The organism is Roseateles sp. PN1, from assembly GCF_038419725.1.
Lineage (GTDB): Bacteria > Pseudomonadota > Gammaproteobacteria > Burkholderiales > Burkholderiaceae_C > Paucibacter_A.
The window spans coordinates 292,681-310,553 of the sequence record NZ_JBCARA010000005.1 but is presented as its reverse complement, the minus strand read 5'-3'; the positions used below and the strand labels follow the sequence as shown (position 1 = coordinate 310,553).

Below are 17,873 nucleotides of genomic sequence, written 5' to 3'. Positions count from 1 at the left end.
TCCTCGGATGCACTGTTTGTTCACCCCGGAGCGCCAAGCCATGACCGCGTCAACCCCGCCTCTGCGTCCTCATCTTCTGGTCTTGATTCCGCTGCCGCCGGCCTTTGTGCAGCGCCTGGCCGAGCAGTACGAACTCAGCTATGAGCCCAAGGGCCTCAGCAGCGCGCGCTGGGAAGAATTGGCGCAGCGCCACACGCCTGCCGTGCTGACCAATGGCAGCACCGGCTTGAGCGGGGCGCAGATGCGCGCGCTGCCGGGCTTGGGCCTGGTGTGCTCCTTTGGCGCAGGCTATGAGTCCATTGATCTGGCCGCAGCCAAGGCCCTGGGCCTGGCCGTGACGCATGCGCCGGGCGTCAACAACGCCACCGTGGCCGACCACGCCCTGGCCTTGATGTTGGCCCTGGCGCGCGGCCTGGCGCCGCTGGACCGGGCCGTCAAGGCGGGCCTGTGGGAGCAAAGCCGGGCTGAGCGGCCCACGCTCAACCGTGGCCGCTTGGGCCTGGTCGGCATCGGCAATATCGGCCAACAAATCGCCCGCCGCGCAGCGGCCTTTGATATGCAGATCGGCTATCACAGCCGTCAACCTCGGCCTGAACTGCCGTACCGCCACTTTGCTGATGTGCAAAGCCTGGCCGCTGAGTCCGACTTCCTGGTTCTGGCCTGCCCGGGCGGCGCCGCCACGCGCCATCTGGTCAATCGCACTGTGCTGCGCGCGCTCGGGCCCCAGGGCTTTGTGGTCAATGTGGCGCGCGGGAGTGTGCTGCACACGGGGGATTTGATCGAGGCCTTGCGTGCCGGCGAAATCGCCGGTGCCGGACTCGATGTGCTGGAAGGCGAACCGCAGGTGCCCGAGGCCCTGCTCACCCTGGATCAGGTGCTGCTGAGCCCGCACATCTCGGGCCGCTCACCCGACGCGCAGCGCGCGCAGATGGCTGGCCTAACAGCTAATCTCGACGCCTTCTTTGCGGGCCAGCCTTTGCCCACGCCGGTGCCGGAAATGACCCGCTAGGGCAAGGCAAATGCCAGGGCCGGTCATACCGGCTACGCAGGCCACGCAGGCCAATTCATTCAAGCGCTGGCCTCATAAATCACAAAGCGCTTGCAGGAGGTCTCAATCACCTCCCAGCTGCCCACAAATCCGCGCGGCATCACAAAGCTATCGCCCGCCTTGACGGTGACGCTGTGGCCCTCATCGCTGCTGATCACGCTCACGCCTTCGAGCATGTGGCAGTACTCTTCCTCGGTGTAGCTGACCCGCCATTTGCCCGGCTCGCTGCGCCAAATTCCGGCCATGAATTGCCGGCTCGGGTCGGTGTACTGCAGCCACACCGTTTGCTTGGGGTTGCCGGCAATCAGCTTCTCGGGCGCGAGGTAATACTCTTCAGCCTTCGTATCGGCCGGGGCGCTGGTGTTGTCGAGCTTGAGGACTTGGGGCTTGGACATGATGGCTTAGCGAGCGTAATCGATGAATCAGTGGAATCCGTTTGAATGCGGATTTAGGCCGCAGGTTCACGCAGCTGGAACACATTGCCTTCGGGGTCGAAGCCGTCGCAGGCCCTGAAACCCCGCGCCGTCCATTCCTGCGCGGCTGGCCCCAGCTGGCCGCCGAGCGCCGCGGCCTTCGCGCGTGCTTCTGCAAGGCTGGTGACCGGCAGGCAGATCTTGATGGGGGTTTGGTCCCTGATCTCAGGCGGCTGGCTGATCGTGAAGCTCTCGGCAATGGATTGGGGGATGCCGTGAATGACGAGCTGAAAGCCCGCTTCGTCCAGCACCACATGGGCGGCGTCGCGGTGCACTTCCCTCATCGCCACCACTTCGCGGTAGAAGCGCGTCATGGCTTCAACATCTTTGGCGAAGACGACGGCACTGGGTTTCGGGCGTGTGTTCATGAGGGTATGGTCTGAAAGAGAGGGTGGCTGAGCACGAGGGCCTCAAGGCTTGTCTGCATCAGCTTTCGCCTTGGCTTTTGAATCAACAAAGGCCGAGGCGCCGAAATAAAAGGCCACCACCACGCTGGTCACGGTGGTGAAACTGCTGAGCATGGTCTCGGTGATCGGCGGCAGCTTCTCGACGCTGTTGATAAAAAAGGCCACCAGGCCGACCAGCACGAGGTACTGAACAATCACGGCAGCGGCGATGGCCTGGCGCAGGCGCTCGTTGTAATCCCCGGCCGCGCCGGCCAATCCACTGCGCCTGTCGGTGAGCAGCGCAAAGAATGTGATCACGCCCGCCGCTGGCGTGCAAAATGCCAGCGGCGCGGGGTTGCCGAGATAACGCACCAAGGCCAGGGACCCCACGATCATGATCAGAATGATCGACGCGACGATGTAGTTCCGGTGCAGCTTCATGGCGACTCCTGAGGGGCATGGCAGGCCGAGCGTGACCGCGCCGCGATGAGCGCGGGGCTAGCGACGCGACGCGTCCTAGCCATCACAGACACCCGATAGTATCGGCAGCCCAAAGTCGCGGTCCACTTGGGTGAGTGCCAAGGCATTGGCAAGCCGCTTGAATGCATGATGAGCCTGCATCCTCACAATGCTAGGACAGTGACTCGCGGCCAGCGCTCCTTGTAGCGCTTTTCCTGCACCCTGGCGCGATAGGTCTCCAGGCTCACGCGCCTGGGATTGCGTTGCACGCGCATCGCGAACAAATCATCCAGGCCGTGCGGCGCGATGATTTGAATTTGGTCATCAGCGTCCAGGCTGACGCCGACTGATGTGGCGAACTCTGGCCACGTCGCGATCGCGTCTTCCAGCGAATTCAGCGGCTCGACGGCATGGCCAAAATAGGCCTCGAACCAGGTGTGGACGAAGGCTTGGTTGGTCACCTCCCAGGGCAGGCCCGGCGCAAGCTCCAGCTGTAGCTGGCCTTGCAGTTCTTGGTCCAGGCCAGGGGCGGCCTCTGGGTCGAAGAAGGCTAAGTCGATATCGGCGAGGGCCGAGGGATTTTGGTAGCCATGCAAGTCATCCCAGACCAAATTTCTGATCGCCCCCGCACCGATGCACCAGGATTCAAGCCCGAGTCCGCGCGCCGCCATCAAGGCGGGCATCAGCCAATTGGATTGGGCGACGATGCGCAGCAGGGTCTGATGGTGTTGTGATGGCGGCGTTGTTGCGGGCATGCGAAGCGAAGACAAAGGAATGCTGAGTGGACGGTCTGCCTGCCTGCCCGCCATGCCGGCAAGGCCCTGCAGTGCTCAGCCCGGAATCTCAGGCTCCACCAGGCTTGCCAGCTGCGCCAAAGACTCCTGCCAGCCGAGGTAGCACATCTCCAGCGGGATCATGGCCGGGATGCCACTCTGCGCGATGCTCAGTTCGGTGCCGCACATCACGGGCTTGAGCGTGACCAGCACCTCCATGACGCCAGGCATGTTCGGGTCGTCAAATTTGTCGGTGTACCGGATCCGTTCGTGCGGCACCAGTTCCAAATACTCGCCGCCAAAGGCGTGCCCGCTGCCGTTTGAGAAATTCTGGAAGGACATCCGGAATGTGCCGCCCACGCGCGCATCCATGTGGTGCACCGTGCAGGTGAAGCCGTAAGGCGGCAGCCATTTGGCCATGGCGCCGGCTTCGAGGAAGGCGCGGTAGACCTTCTCGGGCTTGGCGCGCAGTACCCGGTGAAGGCGCACGGTTTGCTCGGACATCTGAAAACTCCTTGGTGCTTAGTGTGGCTCGTTGTTTCTGTGCGCTCTATGGCTGAGCATCAGGCTGATGTTATGCCCGCTACACAGGGCGCTTTGGCCCACTTTGTAGCATCGGCTGCCGAATGATTGTTTTCCAATTCTTCGGGTCTGCGCGACGAATATCGCTCAGGTAGATCTCATGGTGTTTGCCACTTCGGCCCGAACGTTCATCGATGTAGGCATGCAGCCGTTCGATGCTGGGGCCTTCCTCCGTGAAGGGGCCGATGTGCAGCAATTGCGCGCAAACGCCTTCGGTGAAGCGGGCAACTCGCAGGCGCTCGATGGCCGGCAGGGCTTTCTTCTGGCGCACTTGTTCCATGGCCTCTGCAAGCACGTCCTTGGTGACGAACTCGGGCTGCATGATCATCATGGTCCACTCCCAGCGGGCTCGATCGTTTGTGCTGAACGCCGCCATGTCATCGGCCCACCAAAGCCCTTCAAGTGGCATGACCGCATAGTCAATGGCTTGTGGCCCCTTCTTGAGCATGAACTTCGCGGTGTAGGACACGGTGAACAGAGCCTCCACCGCTTGCGCATAGCCTGGCGAAGCATTCGGGTCGCCCTGACCGTCGACCATGAGGTAGTTGAACGCAGGGACATCAAGCTCAACGATGGCCTTGGCCGATGCTTGGTAAAGCTGCTTGAGCTCCGGGCTCTTCTTCAGATCGATTTTCACCATGGCGCCGGTTGTCCAACTAATGAGTGGCGGCGTGATCTTATGCCGGCATGATGACGAAAAACCCAGCCGCGAACGTCACCGACAAGAGCCCGATGCTGCCCAGCGCAAGCAAGAGGCATGAAGAAAGCCACAGCTCAGGCCAAGTGCCAATCTTCGCCTTCGGACCTTGTCCCGCTTGCTCGACTAAAAGCACTGGCACAACTTGTTCTAGCGCCGGCGGGGAGCTTGAAGCAATGGCAACAGCGCTGCGCAGATCCACGAGCTGGCCTGTCGCAAGCGTGAACTCAATGCGGTAGTAGCGCATTGAACGGCCGTAACGGCGGTAGCGCCATTCGCTGACGACGCGGCCCGGAACGCGTTTCGCGCGCCAGACAAAAGCGAGTTGCCGGGCGGCTGACAGCAGCCCCACCAAGAGCACAGAAAGTGCGAGCAGAGCGAGGCTGATGAGGACTGCGTGGGCCATCGCGCCGCGCTTCTATTTCTTGCTTGAACTTGCTGCCGTGCGAACGAGTCGAACATGGTTTGTGTTCTCGTCGTCCGTGGTGGCCCACGCGTCACTGGTGCCAATGGCAGATACGAGCGAGACGCCCTTGGCTTCCGGGGTGGAGGTCCAGAACGCACCGTCGGAGCTCCACGCGGGTTTGCTTGGAAACACCGCCAAGTTGAGCGAGGGGTTGTAGCAATTCGGCTCCCGCAGCGAGAGCAGCTCTTTCCGCGTGGGAATTCGCCAGCGTTCCTCGCTGGTGGACTTGCTCTTGGCGAGCGTCTTCGCTTGCTGATAGCTCAGTCTCGGGCCCGGGTTGACCGCGTCTGGATCATTGGCAACGCAGGTCGAACCGTTCCAGCTTTGATCCTCGATGCAGCGCATCCAGATCAGCTGGGTGCGTTTGTCGACGACCTGTGAACCGTCGCCGATGGCCGAGAAATCAGCGGCATCTCGCTTGGGCGGGCCTTCGCATTGCTGGGAGGCCAGGGCGGGCAAGCCGCTCAATGCGGCGCAGGCAAGCACGAGAGTGAAGGAACGAAGCAATGAAGTCTCCTGTGAGGGCGAAGCTTGAAATTGAGCCGAGTGCGGCGGCCTTAAGCCGCATTGCGAGTGGCAATAGGCCGATCCGGGCGTTTCCAAATAGGGGGCACGATCTTGCCGCGCTTGACCGCCATGACCAACATCACGATGCCGGTCGAGGTGCACAGCAGCAGCGCAAGCACCGAGGACTCAAGGCCGAAGTTGCCGCCGGTCAGCCAGTTGGGGCCGTTCACGGTGGATCTGATCAGACCCTGTTGTGCGTCGTTGCCGGAGACGATGCCCGAGAAGATGGCCGACTGCGTGTAGTTCCACGCCATATGAAAGCCGATGCTCACCCACAGCCGGCGCGTCAGCATATAGGCCGTCGCCAGCAAGGTTCCGGCCTCGACGGCGATGAATAGCGCGCCCTCAATCGTGCCCTGCGGGTTGATCAAGTGGGTCAGGCCGAAGATGAGTGAAGACACCACAAGGGCCGCCCAACTACCAAACCATTGTTCGACCGCGCCGAACAGCACACCCCGGAACAACAGCTCCTCGTAGACGCTCGAACTGAGTGCCATGGCAATCGCCGGAACCATATAGCTCCAGGGATTCAAGCCCACGATGCGGTAGATGCCTAAAGCCATCAGGATCATTTCGCAGGCCGCGTACAAGCCGGCACCGATGAGCAGGCCGATGCCAAATTGCCGCCCCATGCCCGGCAAGCCGAGTTCCGTTAGGGTGCGCTTCTCAATGAAGTAGCCGTAGCCCACATACACGGCGAAGCCGGCAATGGCCAAGGCGATGATGTGTCGAACCGCTTTGACTGGCTCTCCTGCGTAGCTGGTCATCACATCGGTGTTGAGCGTCATGAACAACACCAAGATGAACCCGAGCAACAGGACGCGCGCTGGCGGTGAGCGGAGGATGCGCAGAGCTAGGTTTGGCTGCGGGTTCGCGGGTGTTGTCGTCATTGCGTTCACCGTCAGGGCTGGGTTGCAAGCATCGTGGACTGTAGGCGGAGCTTAACGAGCTTTTGGGTGAGCAGCCTTGACGATGAATGATGCGATCTAAGGCCGCGAGCTTAGTGAGCGGCGGCAGTCTGAAGAATGTCCTTGGTCGGTATAAATGCACTGCGTCCCGAAGGCTCCTGGCGTGGTGCCGGGCTGTTGGCGTACCGCTTCAGAGAAGGCTTAGACCGCGTGTCGCTCTTCTGCCAAGGCCTTGAGCCGAGCAAGTGTGACTGGAAGCCCAGTGTTCAATTGCCGTGAAAGCATGGGCCCCAGCACGACAGACAGCAGCCCGGAGAACGTGACTCTGTGGACCACATCAGTGGCGTCTGGCAGTTGAATCAACTCGTGTTCGAAGAGCATACGAAACAGCGGAATCTTTGACTCAACTGTGAAACAGCGACCTGGCACCACCTGTGTCAGCAGCATCGGTACCGTGTTGCCCTTCGTCGGCGTCAGTCGACCCCTGCTGCCCACCGCGAATGGGCCCTCCAGACTGGCTTGCTTCGTGTCCGGATCCCAGGTGTGCCAGTTCTGCACGTCCTGATAGATATGAAAGATCGTTTCAGGTGAAGCGGCCACGGTGATGCGATGTTCGACTTGCATTGGCATTTGTGAGCGGCGAAGGGGGAGGTGGGCGAACAGCGTTGAAGCTGAGCGGGCGGCGGCCTACTCAAGCGCAGGCTTGGGCCGCATTCTCAGCGAAGCTCCTTACGAAGCACCAACTTCAGCCCTGACCAAACCTCCGTGACGGCACAGACCTTGATATCGACGAACCCAAGCGGCAAGGCCAACTCGCGGATGGTGTCCTCTGTGATCGTGGTTGGAACCTTGGCTGACTTCTTCGGCCAAGAGATCCATAGCGCTGCATCGGGTTTCAGCTTCTTGCGCAAGTGGCTCAGCATCTTTGCAAGGTCTTCTCTTTGGGTCACAAAGGCGTGAGCGATATCGACCGTTGAATCGGCTTGGGCAACAAACACCACGCCCGGTGGGAGTGGGGCCAGCAGGCTTTCGTACTCAGTCGGAACGTCAAGAGGCAGTACGCGATGTGCCTCTTTGATGCCGAGCTTCTTGAAGAGCGGCGTTCCAGAGTACCCGGCGGTGCCTGACGTTTTCATCCGGACTAACGTTGAGGCTGCGCCGTCTCTGTGGCGCAAGCGGACAGGCCCTGAAGTCTGCGCGGGAGAGCATCAATTGGAATCCAGCCTGTCCGCCCAGCGCGTGACCGCACCTCCGCGATATCCGACTTGCACGAGACAGACCCCACTAACTCAATGTCGGATTCAACCGGCATCGCTACCGGCACTGCGCCGAATTGACCTGCCGCAACCGCCCGAGCATCCTCTCTCGAAGCGTAGAACGGATAGACAAGGTCATACCCCACAGGACTCACAGGTGGAGCTGCTTGGCATCCGGCAAGGGCCGCCACAGCTAGACAGAGGATCGGTCGCAGATGGATCGGCTTCATTTGGATCGAGTATTGCAAAGACGGCTGGCATTCTTGCGAAATAGGACTTGCATCTGCGATGGCTAAGGTTCGAGTTAACCGGCCCGAAGGTGGCATGCCGTTGCGGGTCCAGTTGAGCGATGGCTTATGCCAATTCTCCGCCTGAAGAAAACTATTCACTTGGAGAGCTTGCTAACGTGCAATGCAAACAGCCTGCAGGATGAACCGAGCTCGGAGGAGGCTTGGAACTCATAGCGTTCCCCACTTCCAGTAGTTGCGACCGCCCAACTACCGTCAAACTTGTGATTTGAAGGAAGCGAAGCAACTGCAACGGATTTCCGAATGTAGGTGCCATCAGTTTGACGGGAAAGCGGCAACACCGCCTCGATAGGACCGACATAACTTGCCAACTGCACGAGGCCACGAGCGACATCCTCACCTGGCGCTGTAAACATAGACGAAAGCTCGGAGAGCTTACCCTGCGACATCAGGCGAGTGGCTTGAACTGCACACGAGTCGACTGCGTGCGAGGCGCCCGAAACAGCCAATCCGGAAAGTAGAAGTAAAAAACGAATCATTGCTTTTCCTCTGGCCCCAGGGGCTTACCGTTTGAGGTTAACCGCGCACGGAAGCCGAAGGCCGGAGTGCGGCGGCTTGATCGAATGGTTATGCATCGATTGCTTCAAACAATCTTGTCGAACCTACTGTCCATGCACACGCTAAGGTCGGTGGTCACGAATTTTCCGTCGATGAAGAGACTGAAAATTGTTGCGGGCGTAGGGGAAGACTGAGCCTGCTCTAAAGTTTCCAGCTTGACTATCTTCAGCGGTAATCCTCGCTTCTTTGCCGTTTCGGGTAGCGAGGTGTTCACGTGGTATTCCGAATAGGGGCAACGGGTCGAGTAGTAAGCCACCAGTCCTTGTTTATGAGGGCATTGACCGCTGCGGGCAGATTCATTGAATTGAGGCAGGTGCTTGGGGTTCGCGAAAGAGAGCGATAGCAGGCTAAACCCTGCGGGCGTTGTGTCGACGACCTCGAACCCCTGCCCGAGCAGCCATTTGGTATCGCTCATGAAGTGGAACTTCTTCGTTCCCGCTACAGCAATGAGGCCCAGCTTCTTGTTCTTCTTTGCATCGAGGATCGCCTCTTGCAACAGCGCCTTTCCGTGCCCCTGCCCCTTGTACTGGCCAGACACCCAGAAGCAGCCGAGCATCGTGTACCCGGGGGCGGAAACGGGAACCCAAGCACTCTCGGCAGGGCCGTATTCGATGAAGACTTTCGCGCGTTCATCCAAGCGACGGAAGACGTAGCCGTTCTCAAACTCACGTGCCAACCATTGCTTCTTGAGCTCGTAGCCCTCCGTGCACTTTTTGTCGGAGAAGGCGCAGCAGATGTGTTCAGACAGGATGCTGTTAGGTGTCAAGGTGATGTAGGTCACTTGGCTGCCTTCCGTGATGCATAACGCTGAAGCTGAGGGTACAGAACCAGCTGGCCTCGCGGAGCGAAGATCAGCTGCCGAGCGTAGCGCGGCCAGATGGCGGAGGTCCGCTCCAGCGACCGGTTAGGTATCGCGGGCGCGGTAGTCATAGACGTCCTTGAACGCCAGCATCGCGGCCAGTCGCGTTTCGGATGAGCCAGGGAATCCGCATCGATCTGCAAACTCTGGCGCTTCTTTGAAGGTGCCGAACATTCTGTCCCAGATGGTCAGATCGCCAAAGTTGTAGTTGTGTACTCCAACTTGGTGATGAACTGAATGGTGCTCCGGCCTCTGGATGAACCAGCCCAGCCACTGTGGCGTGCGGATGTTGGAGTGGTAAAAGTATTCACCGGCCGCTCCGAAGAAGGATGTCCATGCGCCTGCAAGCGCCGATCCACCAAAGACGCAATATATGAAGAAGCCCGCGATGATCGAGTCGGCCGCTATCTCAAGCGGATGCTTGTAGAACGAGGTGAGCACCTCAATGCGGCTAGGGCTATGGTGGATCTGATGAAAGATCAGCCAAAAGCCTTTGGCGTGCCTGAGCCGATGCCACCAGTAGAAGATGAATGTGCCAACGAACCAGTAGAAGAAGCCTTCGAGGACTGGGTTCGACCAGTGTCCGAGTTGCAATAAGGCGTGCTCTCGGAAGTAGCGGTTCCAAACGATCCCGCCCGCTCCAATAAGGGCAACCTGCATGACATTCATGCACACGGCTCGGAGATACCAGCCTCTAACGTGTGGAAGTGTTCGACCCGGGCGTAACCGCTCCAGGACCAGGAACCCGACGCTGACTAGGCATATCAGCGCCATCGGCAATGCCTGTTCAATGACCTGAGGAGGTATCACGGGCTGCAATTGCGACGCCTAAGGTTGAAGCTGAGGGACCGGAGCCAACAGGCCGCGCGGAGCAAAAAATATACAGGCAGCGTAGCGCGGCCGGCTGGCGGAGGTCCATTCGAACGACTGGCTAGACCTCACTTGCTGCCTTGTGCGCAAGCAAAAGGTACTCTGCAAGTTTCTTGTTCTTGACTTCTGCAATGGACCTGATCTTCAAGTGACGGCGACCTTTGCCTGACCCTTCAAGAAAACCAAATTCATCAGTGATCTTGGCGCCCGCTCCGAATTCGACGGATACATGTTCCTTGTAGGCGAACACACCGCAGAACTGCACTCCTGAAGAGAACAGGATTCCTCCGTACTTGACCTCTTCGGACGTGGACTTGAATGTCTTCTTGACCAAGGCGCGCACGGCTTCAACGATCTCGTGATTTGTCTCACTGATAAGTCGGATGTCTTCGATCAGCGACTGAACAGACTTTGTGGCCATTTTGAATGAAGTCCTTTTTGAAACCGGCCCAGGCCGGGCTTACGGCGCTGGCCGTAGCGGGTCCGGTTGAACCAGTTGTTAGGCCTCACTCGGCGCGGCGAGGCTCGTCTTGCACATACTCTAGCTGGAACCACTCTTGCCCGGGCGGGGCACGGTTGGACACAAGTTTGATGCGGAACGTTGCGCTGGAGCGAAGGACAGGTTGAGGCCTCTGGTTGCCTGTGAAGTCGCCGTTCCTGCGCCAATGATGCTCGGTGTGGACGACCTTCGACTTGTGCCGGAAGACCAGGAAGTATTCATGTTCGTCGATCGAGGAGGGCAGCGTCATCTGGCACGAGAGCCAGCTCAACTGCAAGGACTGGCAGTTACTCTCTCGGATGGAGTACGGGCCAAAAGCATATAGCTCATCCCATTCGACGGAAAGAAACTTGGCGAGATTGACTTCCGTGGCGCGTCCTGTGCGTTGACCTGCAGCAGCGCAGCAGTGTTGTGTTTCGCTGCGCTGCCTGCTTGTTTGCCTACCCGCCTCAGAGCCCTTCGCGGTTTGCCTTCAAGTCGGGGTGGCGCAAGGCCGGGGCCTCGTTGCTGACGCCGACCACGTCTTTGGCGGCGCCGCCCCAGCCGCGGTCGGTCATGTCGATCATCACGCCGTTGGGGTCGAAGTACTTGACCTCGTAAAAGCTATTGCCCTTGACCGGCACTTCACCGAGGAAGTATTTGCCGCCGGCGGCTTCGCAGTCCTTGCGGGATTCGGCAATGTCGTCGACCCAGAAGCCGATGTGGTGCAGGCCCACATGCTCGCGGCCGAGCGGGCCGGCGTGGGCGTCGTTCTTGAAGTTGAGCAAGGCCAGGCAGATCACGCCATCGCTCAGGTAGACGCCGCGGGCGAGCGAAGAGTCGGTCTCGCCGACCTTCTTCATGCCGAAGGATTGTTCGTAGAAGGGGGCCACGGCCCAGGGATCAGGAACGGAAATGGCGATATGACGCAGTTTGCCAGCCATGGGGAACTCCAAAGTTTGCGCAGGGGGTTAAGGGAAGCGGCGATGTTTGCAGATGAATTTCTGCAATGCCGTATGTATACATGAAATAGAATAAGTATGCAAAGGTGTTGAGGCGGCGTGCAGCGCCGCCGCCTTCGCTAGAATCCACCGCGCCACTACTCCCCGTCTGGACCAGTCATGGGTAATGCTTCATCCGCCATCTGCCGCAGCCTCACCGAAGACATCGTCAGTGGCCGACTCGCGCCTGGCCTGAAACTGGAGGAGCTGGTGCTGGCCGAGCGCTTCCAGGTCTCACGCACGCCGATCCGCGAGGCCTTGCGCGAGCTGCATGCGCGCGGGCTGATTGACCTGCAGCCGCGCAAGGGCGGCATCGTCCGCAGCATCGGGCTGGATGATTTGTCCGACATGCTGGAGGCCATGGTCGAGCTGGACGCGCTGTGCTGCCGCATCAGTGCCGAGCGCATGAGCGCGGTGCAGAAAAAGCAGCTGCAAATGGTGCAGCAGCAGAGCGAAGACTGCGTGGCGCGCGGTGATGAGGCGGGCTATTTGCAGCTCAACCACCAGTTCCATCAATTGATTTGTGCCGGCGCGCAGAACCGCAGCCTGGCCGCGATGTTGAGCAATCTGCGCGAGCGGCTGGCGCCTTTCCGCGCCGCGCAGACCCATGTGGAGCGGCGCCTGCCGGTGTCCAATGACGAGCATCAGGCGATTCTGAAAGCCATCCTGGCCTCGGACGCCGAAGCCTCCTATGAGGCCATGCGCAACCACACGGCGCGCTTGAGCATCAATGTGCTGGACCTATTGAAAACGCAGCAAGCCGGTGCCAAGGGGGCGCCTGCGGCGAAGGCGCCCAGCACACCGGCTACTAAAGCGGCGACGAAATCGACGACCAAAGCGGCGACCAAAGCGGCCGCCAAACCACGCGCGCCAGCCGCCAAGCCCCAGCCCGCTGCCAAGGCCGCAGTGAAGAAGGTCGCCAAAGCGCCCGCTAGCGCCCCGGCCAAGCCAGCCGGCCGCGCCAAGTCGCAGGCCTGAACCTGGGCTTGAGCGGCGCCTTCAACAGGCGCCGTTCAGGCTCGGCGTGCTTTGCTCAGAACTTATGCGTCATGCCTAGGCCCCAGGCATAGGGATCTTGGCCGGGCTTGAGGTTGGGGATGCCGTTGGCCGACAGGTTGTAGCTGCTGTTGGCGCCGTTGCTCAGGCGCGTCCAGCCACCCCACAGCTCGGTGCGAGCCGACAGCGTGTGGCCATAGCCCAGGGCGATCTGATGCGCGGCGCTGTCGGTGCCCGGTGCGCCGATGCTGCCAAGGCCCTTGCTGGCATTGCCGGTGGAGGCCTCGCCCTGCACCCAACTGGCGCGCAGCTGGCCGCTGCCGATGTTGTGCGTCACCGCCACTTGCCAGGCATTGCGTTTGAGCTGGGTGCCTGGGCCGGGCTGGTAGCGCAGCTGTTCCCAGGTGGCGCGCAAGCGCGTGGGGCCGAAGCTGTAGGCCGCGGCCAAGCGGTCGGCTGTGTCCAGGCTGCCGGCGCGCAAATAGTCGCGGTGGCGTTCATGGCCCCAGGCCAGGTAGAGCGGGCCGGCCTGGTAGCTCAGCAGCGTTGAGAGCAGATCGGGCGAGGTGCTGGCGGTCTTTTCTTCCGGCACGGCGTAAGCAATGCGTGCCGACACGCCTTGCAGCACCGGGCTTGACCATTGAATCAGATTGGGCTGGCGGCGGTCGAAGGAGGCGGGCGAGACGCCGTTGGCGGCGGTAGCAAAGCCATTGCCCAGAATGCTGTTGGATGCAAAGACGCTGGCGGTGAAAGGGTCGATGGCATAGACCGAGACAAAGCGCAGCGGTGTTTCCCACTGGCCCAACAAAATCTCGCCCGCCGAGCCGCGCAGGCCAATGCCGGTGTTGCGGCCACCCCAGGGGCCATCACCGGTGTCGACTTTCACATTGCTTTCAATCTGCGCCCAGGCTTGCAAGCCATCGCCCAAGGCCTCCACGGCGCGAAAGCCCAGCACCGACTGGTTATTGGACAAGCGCCGCAGCGGCCCGCTCATGCCGCTGGCGCCGACCTGCTCGACGTTGACCTTCAGAAAGCCGTAGACCGTCAGCGCACTGGTGCCGGCGGCATTGGCCGTCGTCTGGCCGATGGCGGGGCTGCTGCACAGGGCGGCCAGGCATGCGGAAAAGCAGGCGGCCCGCTGGATGACACCTTGAGTGGAGGGACTTTGCACGGCTTCTCCTTGTGTATTGATAAGAAATTCTATGTATACATGTGACTTTGTGTGCATCCAAATTTGTGAGAGTGTGGCGCCGATGCGAATTTGCCGGCTTGGGCGCAGCGGCCAATCTCAGCGGCACGGCACTGTGGCTGCCTGCGCGAGGGCCAGAAACGACAACGCCCGAACAGCTGCCTGTTCGGGCGCAAGGGCGGGCGAGGTGGCCGGCGGCTCAGGCCGGCTCACTCACAGCGCAGGGAAGTTTTAGCCCTGGCGACGACGGCGCGCCGTGGCGGCAACAACGCCCAGGCCGGCCAGCAGCAAGGCGTAGGTGCTCGGTTCGGGCACGGGGTTGGCCAGGTGGATCATCAGGAACTCGGTCTTGTCAGAGCCGGCGTCGCGGCCACCGGTGCCGGGGTAATTGTTGTCATTGGCGACCAGCAAGGTGTTGGCGTCGAGCACCAGCACGCTTTCGATGGTCACGTAGGGGAAGGTGAAGCTGGTCTTGCCGTCGCCATTCAGATCATGCGGGTCGGCGATATTCATCAGGTCCACCACCTCGGACTTGCTGACATAGCCATCGGCGTCCACCTTGTTCAGGTCGATGCGGAAGATCTTCTTGAACGGTGTGCCGCCGCCGGTGGCTGTGGCGTTATTGCGTTCGATGATGATGAACTCGTGATCGTTCAGCGCGGTCATGTCGCCGATATTGGTGCCGGCCGCGTCGAGCTTGTACTTCCAGCGCTCGCCGGTGTATGCCTCTTGGTCAACGCTGAAGGCGTTGATGCGCAGGCTGTTCGGCGCGTCGCCGGTGACGCTGCCTTCCAGCAAGGTGTAGAGCTTGTCGCCGTTCGGATTGATGGCCATGCCCTCGAAACCGCGTGAGCCGCCCAGCGTGGGCGTGCCGCCGTTCAGGTAGGGGTTCTGCGGCGACTTCACGCCGTCCATGCCGACTTCGCTGCGCAAGACCTTGCCGCTGGCATCGGTCTTCACCAGGAAGGGGCCGAACTCTTCGCCGAACCACAGATTGCCGTTCTTGTCCTTGCGCACGGCTTCGATGTCGAAGTCAGCGCCGGTCAGCAAGCGGCCAGCGCGGATGCTGGCGTCCACTGCTGGGTTGGTGGCCTTGTTGTAGTAGTTGCTGTAGTCGGCCTGGATCTTGAAGCCGAGCTTGCGGTCCGGGTCGGCCAGGGTGATCTGGCTGGGCTTGGTGAAGCCGGCGAGCTGGGCGCCGCTGTTGTAGTCCACAGCCGAGATGCTGCCGCTGCCGCCGTTCACCGTCTTGAAGTCGGGCCGCAGGGCGTACATGCGCAGCAAAGCATCGGCCGAGTTGCCTTGGGTGCCAAAGCCGTTATCGGGCATGTACAGATAAGTGCCGGCCACCGGGCCATTCAACACGGCGGAGAAGCCTTGCACCGATTGCTTGTTGATCAGGGGCAGCGGGTTGCCACCGGCGCCGGAGGCGAACTGGCCGGTGGTCGGGCCATCGGCAAAGGTGTTGGCGGGCATCATGGCCCAGCCGATCAGGCTGTTGGTGTCGGCCATGGCCGGCAAGGCTGTCAAGCCACAAGACAGGGCGGCCGCAGCGGCCAGGGTGCGCAACGTCAATCGCGTCGTTTTCATTTGAAGCATTCCTTGTGCGCAGAACCGTCTGCGTTTGGGCGCCATTGTTCGGCGGCAAGGTGACCTGCGAGTGACGAGCAGGGCAGGGTGCATGCGCCGCATGGCGCATGGCCTATGCCTTGCAGCTTGATGTTGGCACTCTCTGCGGCGAGTGATCAATTCATTGAGTAAGTCGCATAATTCATTCGAATAATGCGTTTGCATCGAATTGAAGTCCTGGGTCCAATGGCCCCCATGGCAAGCAATTCACACTCACTCTCAGGCCGGCAGCAGCCCGATCTGCTGCGCAGCGAAGACGCCCGGCTGCTGCGCGGTCAAGGCGGCTTTGTCGCGAACCAGGCGGTGCCGGGCCTGGCGCATGCCGTGTTTGTGCGCAGCCCCTACGCCCATGCCCGCATCAGCGAGGTTCAGCTGCTGGATGCACAGGCTCAGCCCGGCGTGCTGGCCGTGCTGGGGCCGGCAGACTTCGCCGGGCTCCAGCAGCCGCGGGTGAATGGCTTGCTGCCCGGGATGCATTTGCCCCAGGCCGAATTGGTGCCCACCGACCGCGTATTGGCCGTGGGTGCGCCGGTGGCCTTGGTGTTGGCCGAAACCCTGCACGAAGCGCAGGCGGCCGCCGAGCTGGTGTGGATTGACTATCAAGACCTGAGCCCCACGGCGGACTTCGCCACCGGCGCCGACGCGCTGTACGCCGCCGTGCCAGGCAACCGCGCCCTGCACAGCGAAGTCAAAGTGGGCGCGCTGCCGCCGGGCGCCTGCACGGCCGAGGCCGCCGTCGAGTTGCCCCGCGTGGCCGCTTCGCCGCTGGAGCCACGCGCGGCGCTGATGCAGTGGAACGAGGCGCAGCAAAGCCTCAAAGCTCATTTGTCCACCCAAACGCCCAGCCGGGCGCGGGAAGACATTGCCCTTGCGCTGGGCTTGAGCCCGGAGCAGGTGCAGGTGATCGCCACCGATGTGGGCGGCGCCTTCGGCGGCAAGGCCTCGGTCTTTGCCGAAGATTTGATGCTGGCCTTGGCGGCGCGCCGCGTGCAGCGCCCGCTGCGCTGGCTGGCCTCGCGCGGCGAGGATTTGCTGGCCGGCACCCATGGCCGCGCCTCGCGCCTGCAGGGCCGCCTGTGGGTCGACCCACAAGGCCAGATGCAGGCCCTGGACGCCCAGCTGCAATTCGCCCTGGGCCACTGGCTGCCTTTCAGTGCCGCCGCGCCGCTGCGCAATACCTGCCGCATCCTGCCCGGCCCTTACCGCATGGACAACTGGCAGGTGCAGGGCGAAGGTCGCCTGAGCCATGCCGCCGCCGTGGGCATCTACCGCGGTGCCGGTCGCCCCGAGGCTTGCATCTTGATGGAACGCCTGGTGGACGCCGCCGCGCATGAGCGTGGCATCGACCCACTGGCCCTGCGCCTGGCCAATGTCTGGTCGGCCGCTGAGTTGCCGCGCCGCCTGGCCAGCGAGGTGTGGCTGGACCGTTGCGATCTGCCCGCACTCTTGCAACGCGCCGCTTGCTTGTTCGATTACGAGGCCCGGCGCGCCGCGCAGCAGGCGAGCCGCAGCAAGCCGGATGATGAGTTCCTCACCGGCATCGGCATCGGCCTCTACGTGGAGCCCTGCGGCCAAGGCGGCGAAAGCGCCCGCCTGACGGCCTTGGCCGATGGCCGCTATCTGCTGGCCACCGGCGCCACCGCCCAAGGCCAGGGGCGCGAAACCGCCTACGCCCTCATCCTCGCGCAAGCCCTAGGCTGCCCTACGCATCACATTGAAGTGCGCCATGGCGACACGGCGCTTTGCCCGCCCGGCATCGGTGCCCTGGCCAGCCGCAGCACCGCCATCGGTGGCTCGGCCGTACTCAAGGCCGCGCAGGCTTTGCAGCAGCGCTTGCAAGATGGTGCGGCCTTGCCCTGCACGGTGGAGCTCTTCCACCAAACCGCCGAAGAAGCCTGGGCTTCCGGCTGCGTGATGGTGGAAATGAAGATCGAGCGCGCCACCGGCATCAGCAAGCTCACCGAGCTGGTCTGGGTGGACGACGCCGGCGTGTTGGTCTCGCCTGAGATGGTGCATGGCCAGCTGATTGGCGGCCTGGCCCAAGGCCTGGGCCAGGCGCTGATGGAGCGCTTGGTCTATGACGACAACGGCCAGTTGCTGACCGGCTCGCTGATGGACTACGCCTTGCCGCGCGCCGAAGACATGCCCACGGTCACGCTGGAAAGCCTGCCTACGCGCAGCGCTGCCAATGAACTTGGCGCCAAGGGCGTGGGCGAGGCCGGTTGCATCGGCCTGCCCGCCGCGCTTTTGAACGCCGCACACGACGCCCTGCGCCCACTGGGCGTGCAGCAACTCGACTTTCCCCTGAGTGCCGCCAATTTGTGGCGTGCCATGCGCCAGGTCGGCGCGGTCTGATTTCACTGAATGACA

At 61.8% G+C, this 17,873-nt stretch carries 21 protein-coding genes; 3 read left to right on the top strand and 18 right to left on the bottom strand.

What is annotated here, in order from left to right:
- The first annotated feature begins 40 nt into the window (after positions 1 to 40).
- A complete protein-coding gene (locus AABB87_RS10745; protein ID WP_341971229.1) occupies positions 41 to 1,009 on the top strand; it encodes a 2-hydroxyacid dehydrogenase in 969 nt (322 codons plus the stop codon).
- A 59-nt stretch (positions 1,010 to 1,068) separates the two neighbouring features.
- On the opposite strand, the gene AABB87_RS10740 is transcribed toward AABB87_RS10745, so the two are convergent.
- The 16 genes from AABB87_RS10740 to AABB87_RS10665 form a co-directional block, all read right to left on the bottom strand.
- Positions 1,069 to 1,443: a cupin domain-containing protein gene (locus AABB87_RS10740; protein ID WP_341971228.1), complete on the bottom strand. Its 375-nt coding sequence runs from the start codon at positions 1,441 to 1,443 to the stop codon at positions 1,069 to 1,071.
- Positions 1,444 to 1,496: 53 nt separating this feature from the next.
- Entirely contained in the window at positions 1,497 to 1,889 is a 393-nt protein-coding gene (locus AABB87_RS10735; protein WP_341971227.1) for a VOC family protein, read from the bottom strand.
- A 42-nt stretch (positions 1,890 to 1,931) separates the two neighbouring features.
- The gene (locus AABB87_RS10730) at positions 1,932 to 2,348 is read right to left on the bottom strand and encodes a hypothetical protein (protein ID WP_341971226.1); all 417 of its coding nucleotides are present in this window, start codon (positions 2,346 to 2,348) and stop codon (positions 1,932 to 1,934) included.
- 182 nt (positions 2,349 to 2,530) lie between these two features.
- Positions 2,531 to 3,121: a nucleotidyltransferase family protein gene (locus AABB87_RS10725; RefSeq protein ID WP_341971225.1), complete on the bottom strand. Its 591-nt coding sequence runs from the start codon at positions 3,119 to 3,121 to the stop codon at positions 2,531 to 2,533.
- A 75-nt stretch (positions 3,122 to 3,196) separates the two neighbouring features.
- Positions 3,197 to 3,643 (bottom strand): SRPBCC family protein, encoded by a 447-nt coding sequence (locus AABB87_RS10720; protein ID WP_341971224.1) that lies wholly within the window; start codon positions 3,641 to 3,643, stop codon positions 3,197 to 3,199.
- A gap of 79 nt (positions 3,644 to 3,722) precedes the next feature.
- Positions 3,723 to 4,361: a GyrI-like domain-containing protein gene (locus AABB87_RS10715; protein WP_341971223.1), complete on the bottom strand. Its 639-nt coding sequence runs from the start codon at positions 4,359 to 4,361 to the stop codon at positions 3,723 to 3,725.
- A gap of 37 nt (positions 4,362 to 4,398) precedes the next feature.
- Positions 4,399 to 4,824: a hypothetical protein gene (locus tag AABB87_RS10710; RefSeq protein ID WP_341971222.1), complete on the bottom strand. Its 426-nt coding sequence runs from the start codon at positions 4,822 to 4,824 to the stop codon at positions 4,399 to 4,401.
- A gap of 12 nt (positions 4,825 to 4,836) precedes the next feature.
- Positions 4,837 to 5,391, bottom strand: a complete 555-nt coding sequence (locus AABB87_RS10705; RefSeq protein ID WP_341971221.1) for an Lcl C-terminal domain-containing protein — start codon at positions 5,389 to 5,391, stop codon at positions 4,837 to 4,839.
- 50 nt (positions 5,392 to 5,441) lie between these two features.
- Positions 5,442 to 6,341, bottom strand: a complete 900-nt coding sequence (locus tag AABB87_RS10700; RefSeq protein WP_341971272.1) for a CPBP family intramembrane glutamic endopeptidase — start codon at positions 6,339 to 6,341, stop codon at positions 5,442 to 5,444.
- A gap of 219 nt (positions 6,342 to 6,560) precedes the next feature.
- A complete protein-coding gene (locus AABB87_RS10695) occupies positions 6,561 to 6,983 on the bottom strand; it encodes an SRPBCC family protein (protein ID WP_341971220.1) in 423 nt (140 codons plus the stop codon).
- Positions 6,984 to 7,075: 92 nt separating this feature from the next.
- Positions 7,076 to 7,495, bottom strand: coding sequence for a DUF3052 domain-containing protein (locus AABB87_RS10690; protein WP_341971219.1), 420 nt, complete (start codon positions 7,493 to 7,495; stop codon positions 7,076 to 7,078).
- A gap of 505 nt (positions 7,496 to 8,000) precedes the next feature.
- On the bottom strand, positions 8,001 to 8,402 hold the full coding sequence (locus AABB87_RS10685) for a hypothetical protein (protein WP_341971218.1): 402 nt from the start codon (positions 8,400 to 8,402) through the stop codon (positions 8,001 to 8,003).
- 104 nt (positions 8,403 to 8,506) lie between these two features.
- Positions 8,507 to 9,262 (bottom strand): N-acetyltransferase, encoded by a 756-nt coding sequence (locus AABB87_RS10680; RefSeq protein WP_341971217.1) that lies wholly within the window; start codon positions 9,260 to 9,262, stop codon positions 8,507 to 8,509.
- A gap of 123 nt (positions 9,263 to 9,385) precedes the next feature.
- The gene (locus AABB87_RS10675; RefSeq protein ID WP_341971216.1) at positions 9,386 to 10,009 is read right to left on the bottom strand and encodes a sterol desaturase family protein; all 624 of its coding nucleotides are present in this window, start codon (positions 10,007 to 10,009) and stop codon (positions 9,386 to 9,388) included.
- Between the two features lie 262 nt (positions 10,010 to 10,271).
- Positions 10,272 to 10,631, bottom strand: coding sequence for a DUF1801 domain-containing protein (locus tag AABB87_RS10670; protein WP_341971215.1), 360 nt, complete (start codon positions 10,629 to 10,631; stop codon positions 10,272 to 10,274).
- 527 nt (positions 10,632 to 11,158) lie between these two features.
- Positions 11,159 to 11,632 carry a VOC family protein gene (locus AABB87_RS10665; protein WP_058721442.1) on the bottom strand — a complete coding sequence of 158 codons (474 nt, stop codon included), beginning with the start codon at positions 11,630 to 11,632 and terminating at the stop codon, positions 11,159 to 11,161.
- Between the two features lie 177 nt (positions 11,633 to 11,809).
- Between AABB87_RS10665 and AABB87_RS10660 the strand changes: the two genes are divergently transcribed.
- Positions 11,810 to 12,667, top strand: a complete 858-nt coding sequence (locus AABB87_RS10660) for a GntR family transcriptional regulator (protein WP_341971214.1) — start codon at positions 11,810 to 11,812, stop codon at positions 12,665 to 12,667.
- A gap of 55 nt (positions 12,668 to 12,722) precedes the next feature.
- Here AABB87_RS10660 and AABB87_RS10655 read toward each other — a convergent pair whose 3' ends face one another.
- Both AABB87_RS10655 and AABB87_RS10650 read right to left on the bottom strand, forming a co-directional pair.
- Positions 12,723 to 13,856 carry a porin gene (locus tag AABB87_RS10655; protein WP_341971213.1) on the bottom strand — a complete coding sequence of 378 codons (1,134 nt, stop codon included), beginning with the start codon at positions 13,854 to 13,856 and terminating at the stop codon, positions 12,723 to 12,725.
- Positions 13,857 to 14,105: 249 nt separating this feature from the next.
- On the bottom strand, positions 14,106 to 15,464 hold the full coding sequence (locus tag AABB87_RS10650; protein WP_341971212.1) for an esterase-like activity of phytase family protein: 1,359 nt from the start codon (positions 15,462 to 15,464) through the stop codon (positions 14,106 to 14,108).
- Between the two features lie 234 nt (positions 15,465 to 15,698).
- Here AABB87_RS10650 and AABB87_RS10645 point away from each other — a divergent pair, with 234 nt between their 5' ends.
- Complete coding sequence (locus AABB87_RS10645; protein WP_341971211.1) at positions 15,699 to 17,858, top strand: xanthine dehydrogenase family protein molybdopterin-binding subunit; 2,160 nt, start codon at positions 15,699 to 15,701, stop codon at positions 17,856 to 17,858.
- The last annotated feature ends 15 nt before the right edge of the window (positions 17,859 to 17,873 follow it).

Excerpts from the sequence above, each read along its gene's own strand:
- AABB87_RS10745 (WP_341971229.1), top strand. The coding sequence starts at position 41 with ATGACCGCGTCAACCCCGCCTCTGCGTCCTCATCTTCTGGTCTTGATT.
- AABB87_RS10740 (WP_341971228.1), bottom strand. The coding sequence starts at position 1,443 with ATGTCCAAGCCCCAAGTCCTCAAGCTCGACAACACCAGCGCCCCGGCC.
- AABB87_RS10735 (WP_341971227.1), bottom strand. The coding sequence starts at position 1,889 with ATGAACACACGCCCGAAACCCAGTGCCGTCGTCTTCGCCAAAGATGTT.
- AABB87_RS10730 (WP_341971226.1), bottom strand. The coding sequence starts at position 2,348 with ATGAAGCTGCACCGGAACTACATCGTCGCGTCGATCATTCTGATCATG.
- AABB87_RS10725 (WP_341971225.1), bottom strand. The coding sequence starts at position 3,121 with ATGCCCGCAACAACGCCGCCATCACAACACCATCAGACCCTGCTGCGC.
- AABB87_RS10720 (WP_341971224.1), bottom strand. The coding sequence starts at position 3,643 with ATGTCCGAGCAAACCGTGCGCCTTCACCGGGTACTGCGCGCCAAGCCC.
- AABB87_RS10715 (WP_341971223.1), bottom strand. The coding sequence starts at position 4,361 with ATGGTGAAAATCGATCTGAAGAAGAGCCCGGAGCTCAAGCAGCTTTAC.
- AABB87_RS10710 (WP_341971222.1), bottom strand. The coding sequence starts at position 4,824 with ATGGCCCACGCAGTCCTCATCAGCCTCGCTCTGCTCGCACTTTCTGTG.
- AABB87_RS10700 (WP_341971272.1), bottom strand. The coding sequence starts at position 6,341 with ATGACGACAACACCCGCGAACCCGCAGCCAAACCTAGCTCTGCGCATC.
- AABB87_RS10695 (WP_341971220.1), bottom strand. The coding sequence starts at position 6,983 with ATGCAAGTCGAACATCGCATCACCGTGGCCGCTTCACCTGAAACGATC.
- AABB87_RS10690 (WP_341971219.1), bottom strand. The coding sequence starts at position 7,495 with ATGAAAACGTCAGGCACCGCCGGGTACTCTGGAACGCCGCTCTTCAAG.
- AABB87_RS10685 (WP_341971218.1), bottom strand. The coding sequence starts at position 8,402 with ATGATTCGTTTTTTACTTCTACTTTCCGGATTGGCTGTTTCGGGCGCC.
- AABB87_RS10675 (WP_341971216.1), bottom strand. The coding sequence starts at position 10,009 with ATGAATGTCATGCAGGTTGCCCTTATTGGAGCGGGCGGGATCGTTTGG.
- AABB87_RS10670 (WP_341971215.1), bottom strand. The coding sequence starts at position 10,631 with ATGGCCACAAAGTCTGTTCAGTCGCTGATCGAAGACATCCGACTTATC.
- AABB87_RS10665 (WP_058721442.1), bottom strand. The coding sequence starts at position 11,632 with ATGGCTGGCAAACTGCGTCATATCGCCATTTCCGTTCCTGATCCCTGG.
- AABB87_RS10660 (WP_341971214.1), top strand. The coding sequence starts at position 11,810 with ATGGGTAATGCTTCATCCGCCATCTGCCGCAGCCTCACCGAAGACATC.
- AABB87_RS10650 (WP_341971212.1), bottom strand. The coding sequence starts at position 15,464 with ATGAAAACGACGCGATTGACGTTGCGCACCCTGGCCGCTGCGGCCGCC.
- AABB87_RS10645 (WP_341971211.1), top strand. The coding sequence starts at position 15,699 with ATGGCAAGCAATTCACACTCACTCTCAGGCCGGCAGCAGCCCGATCTG.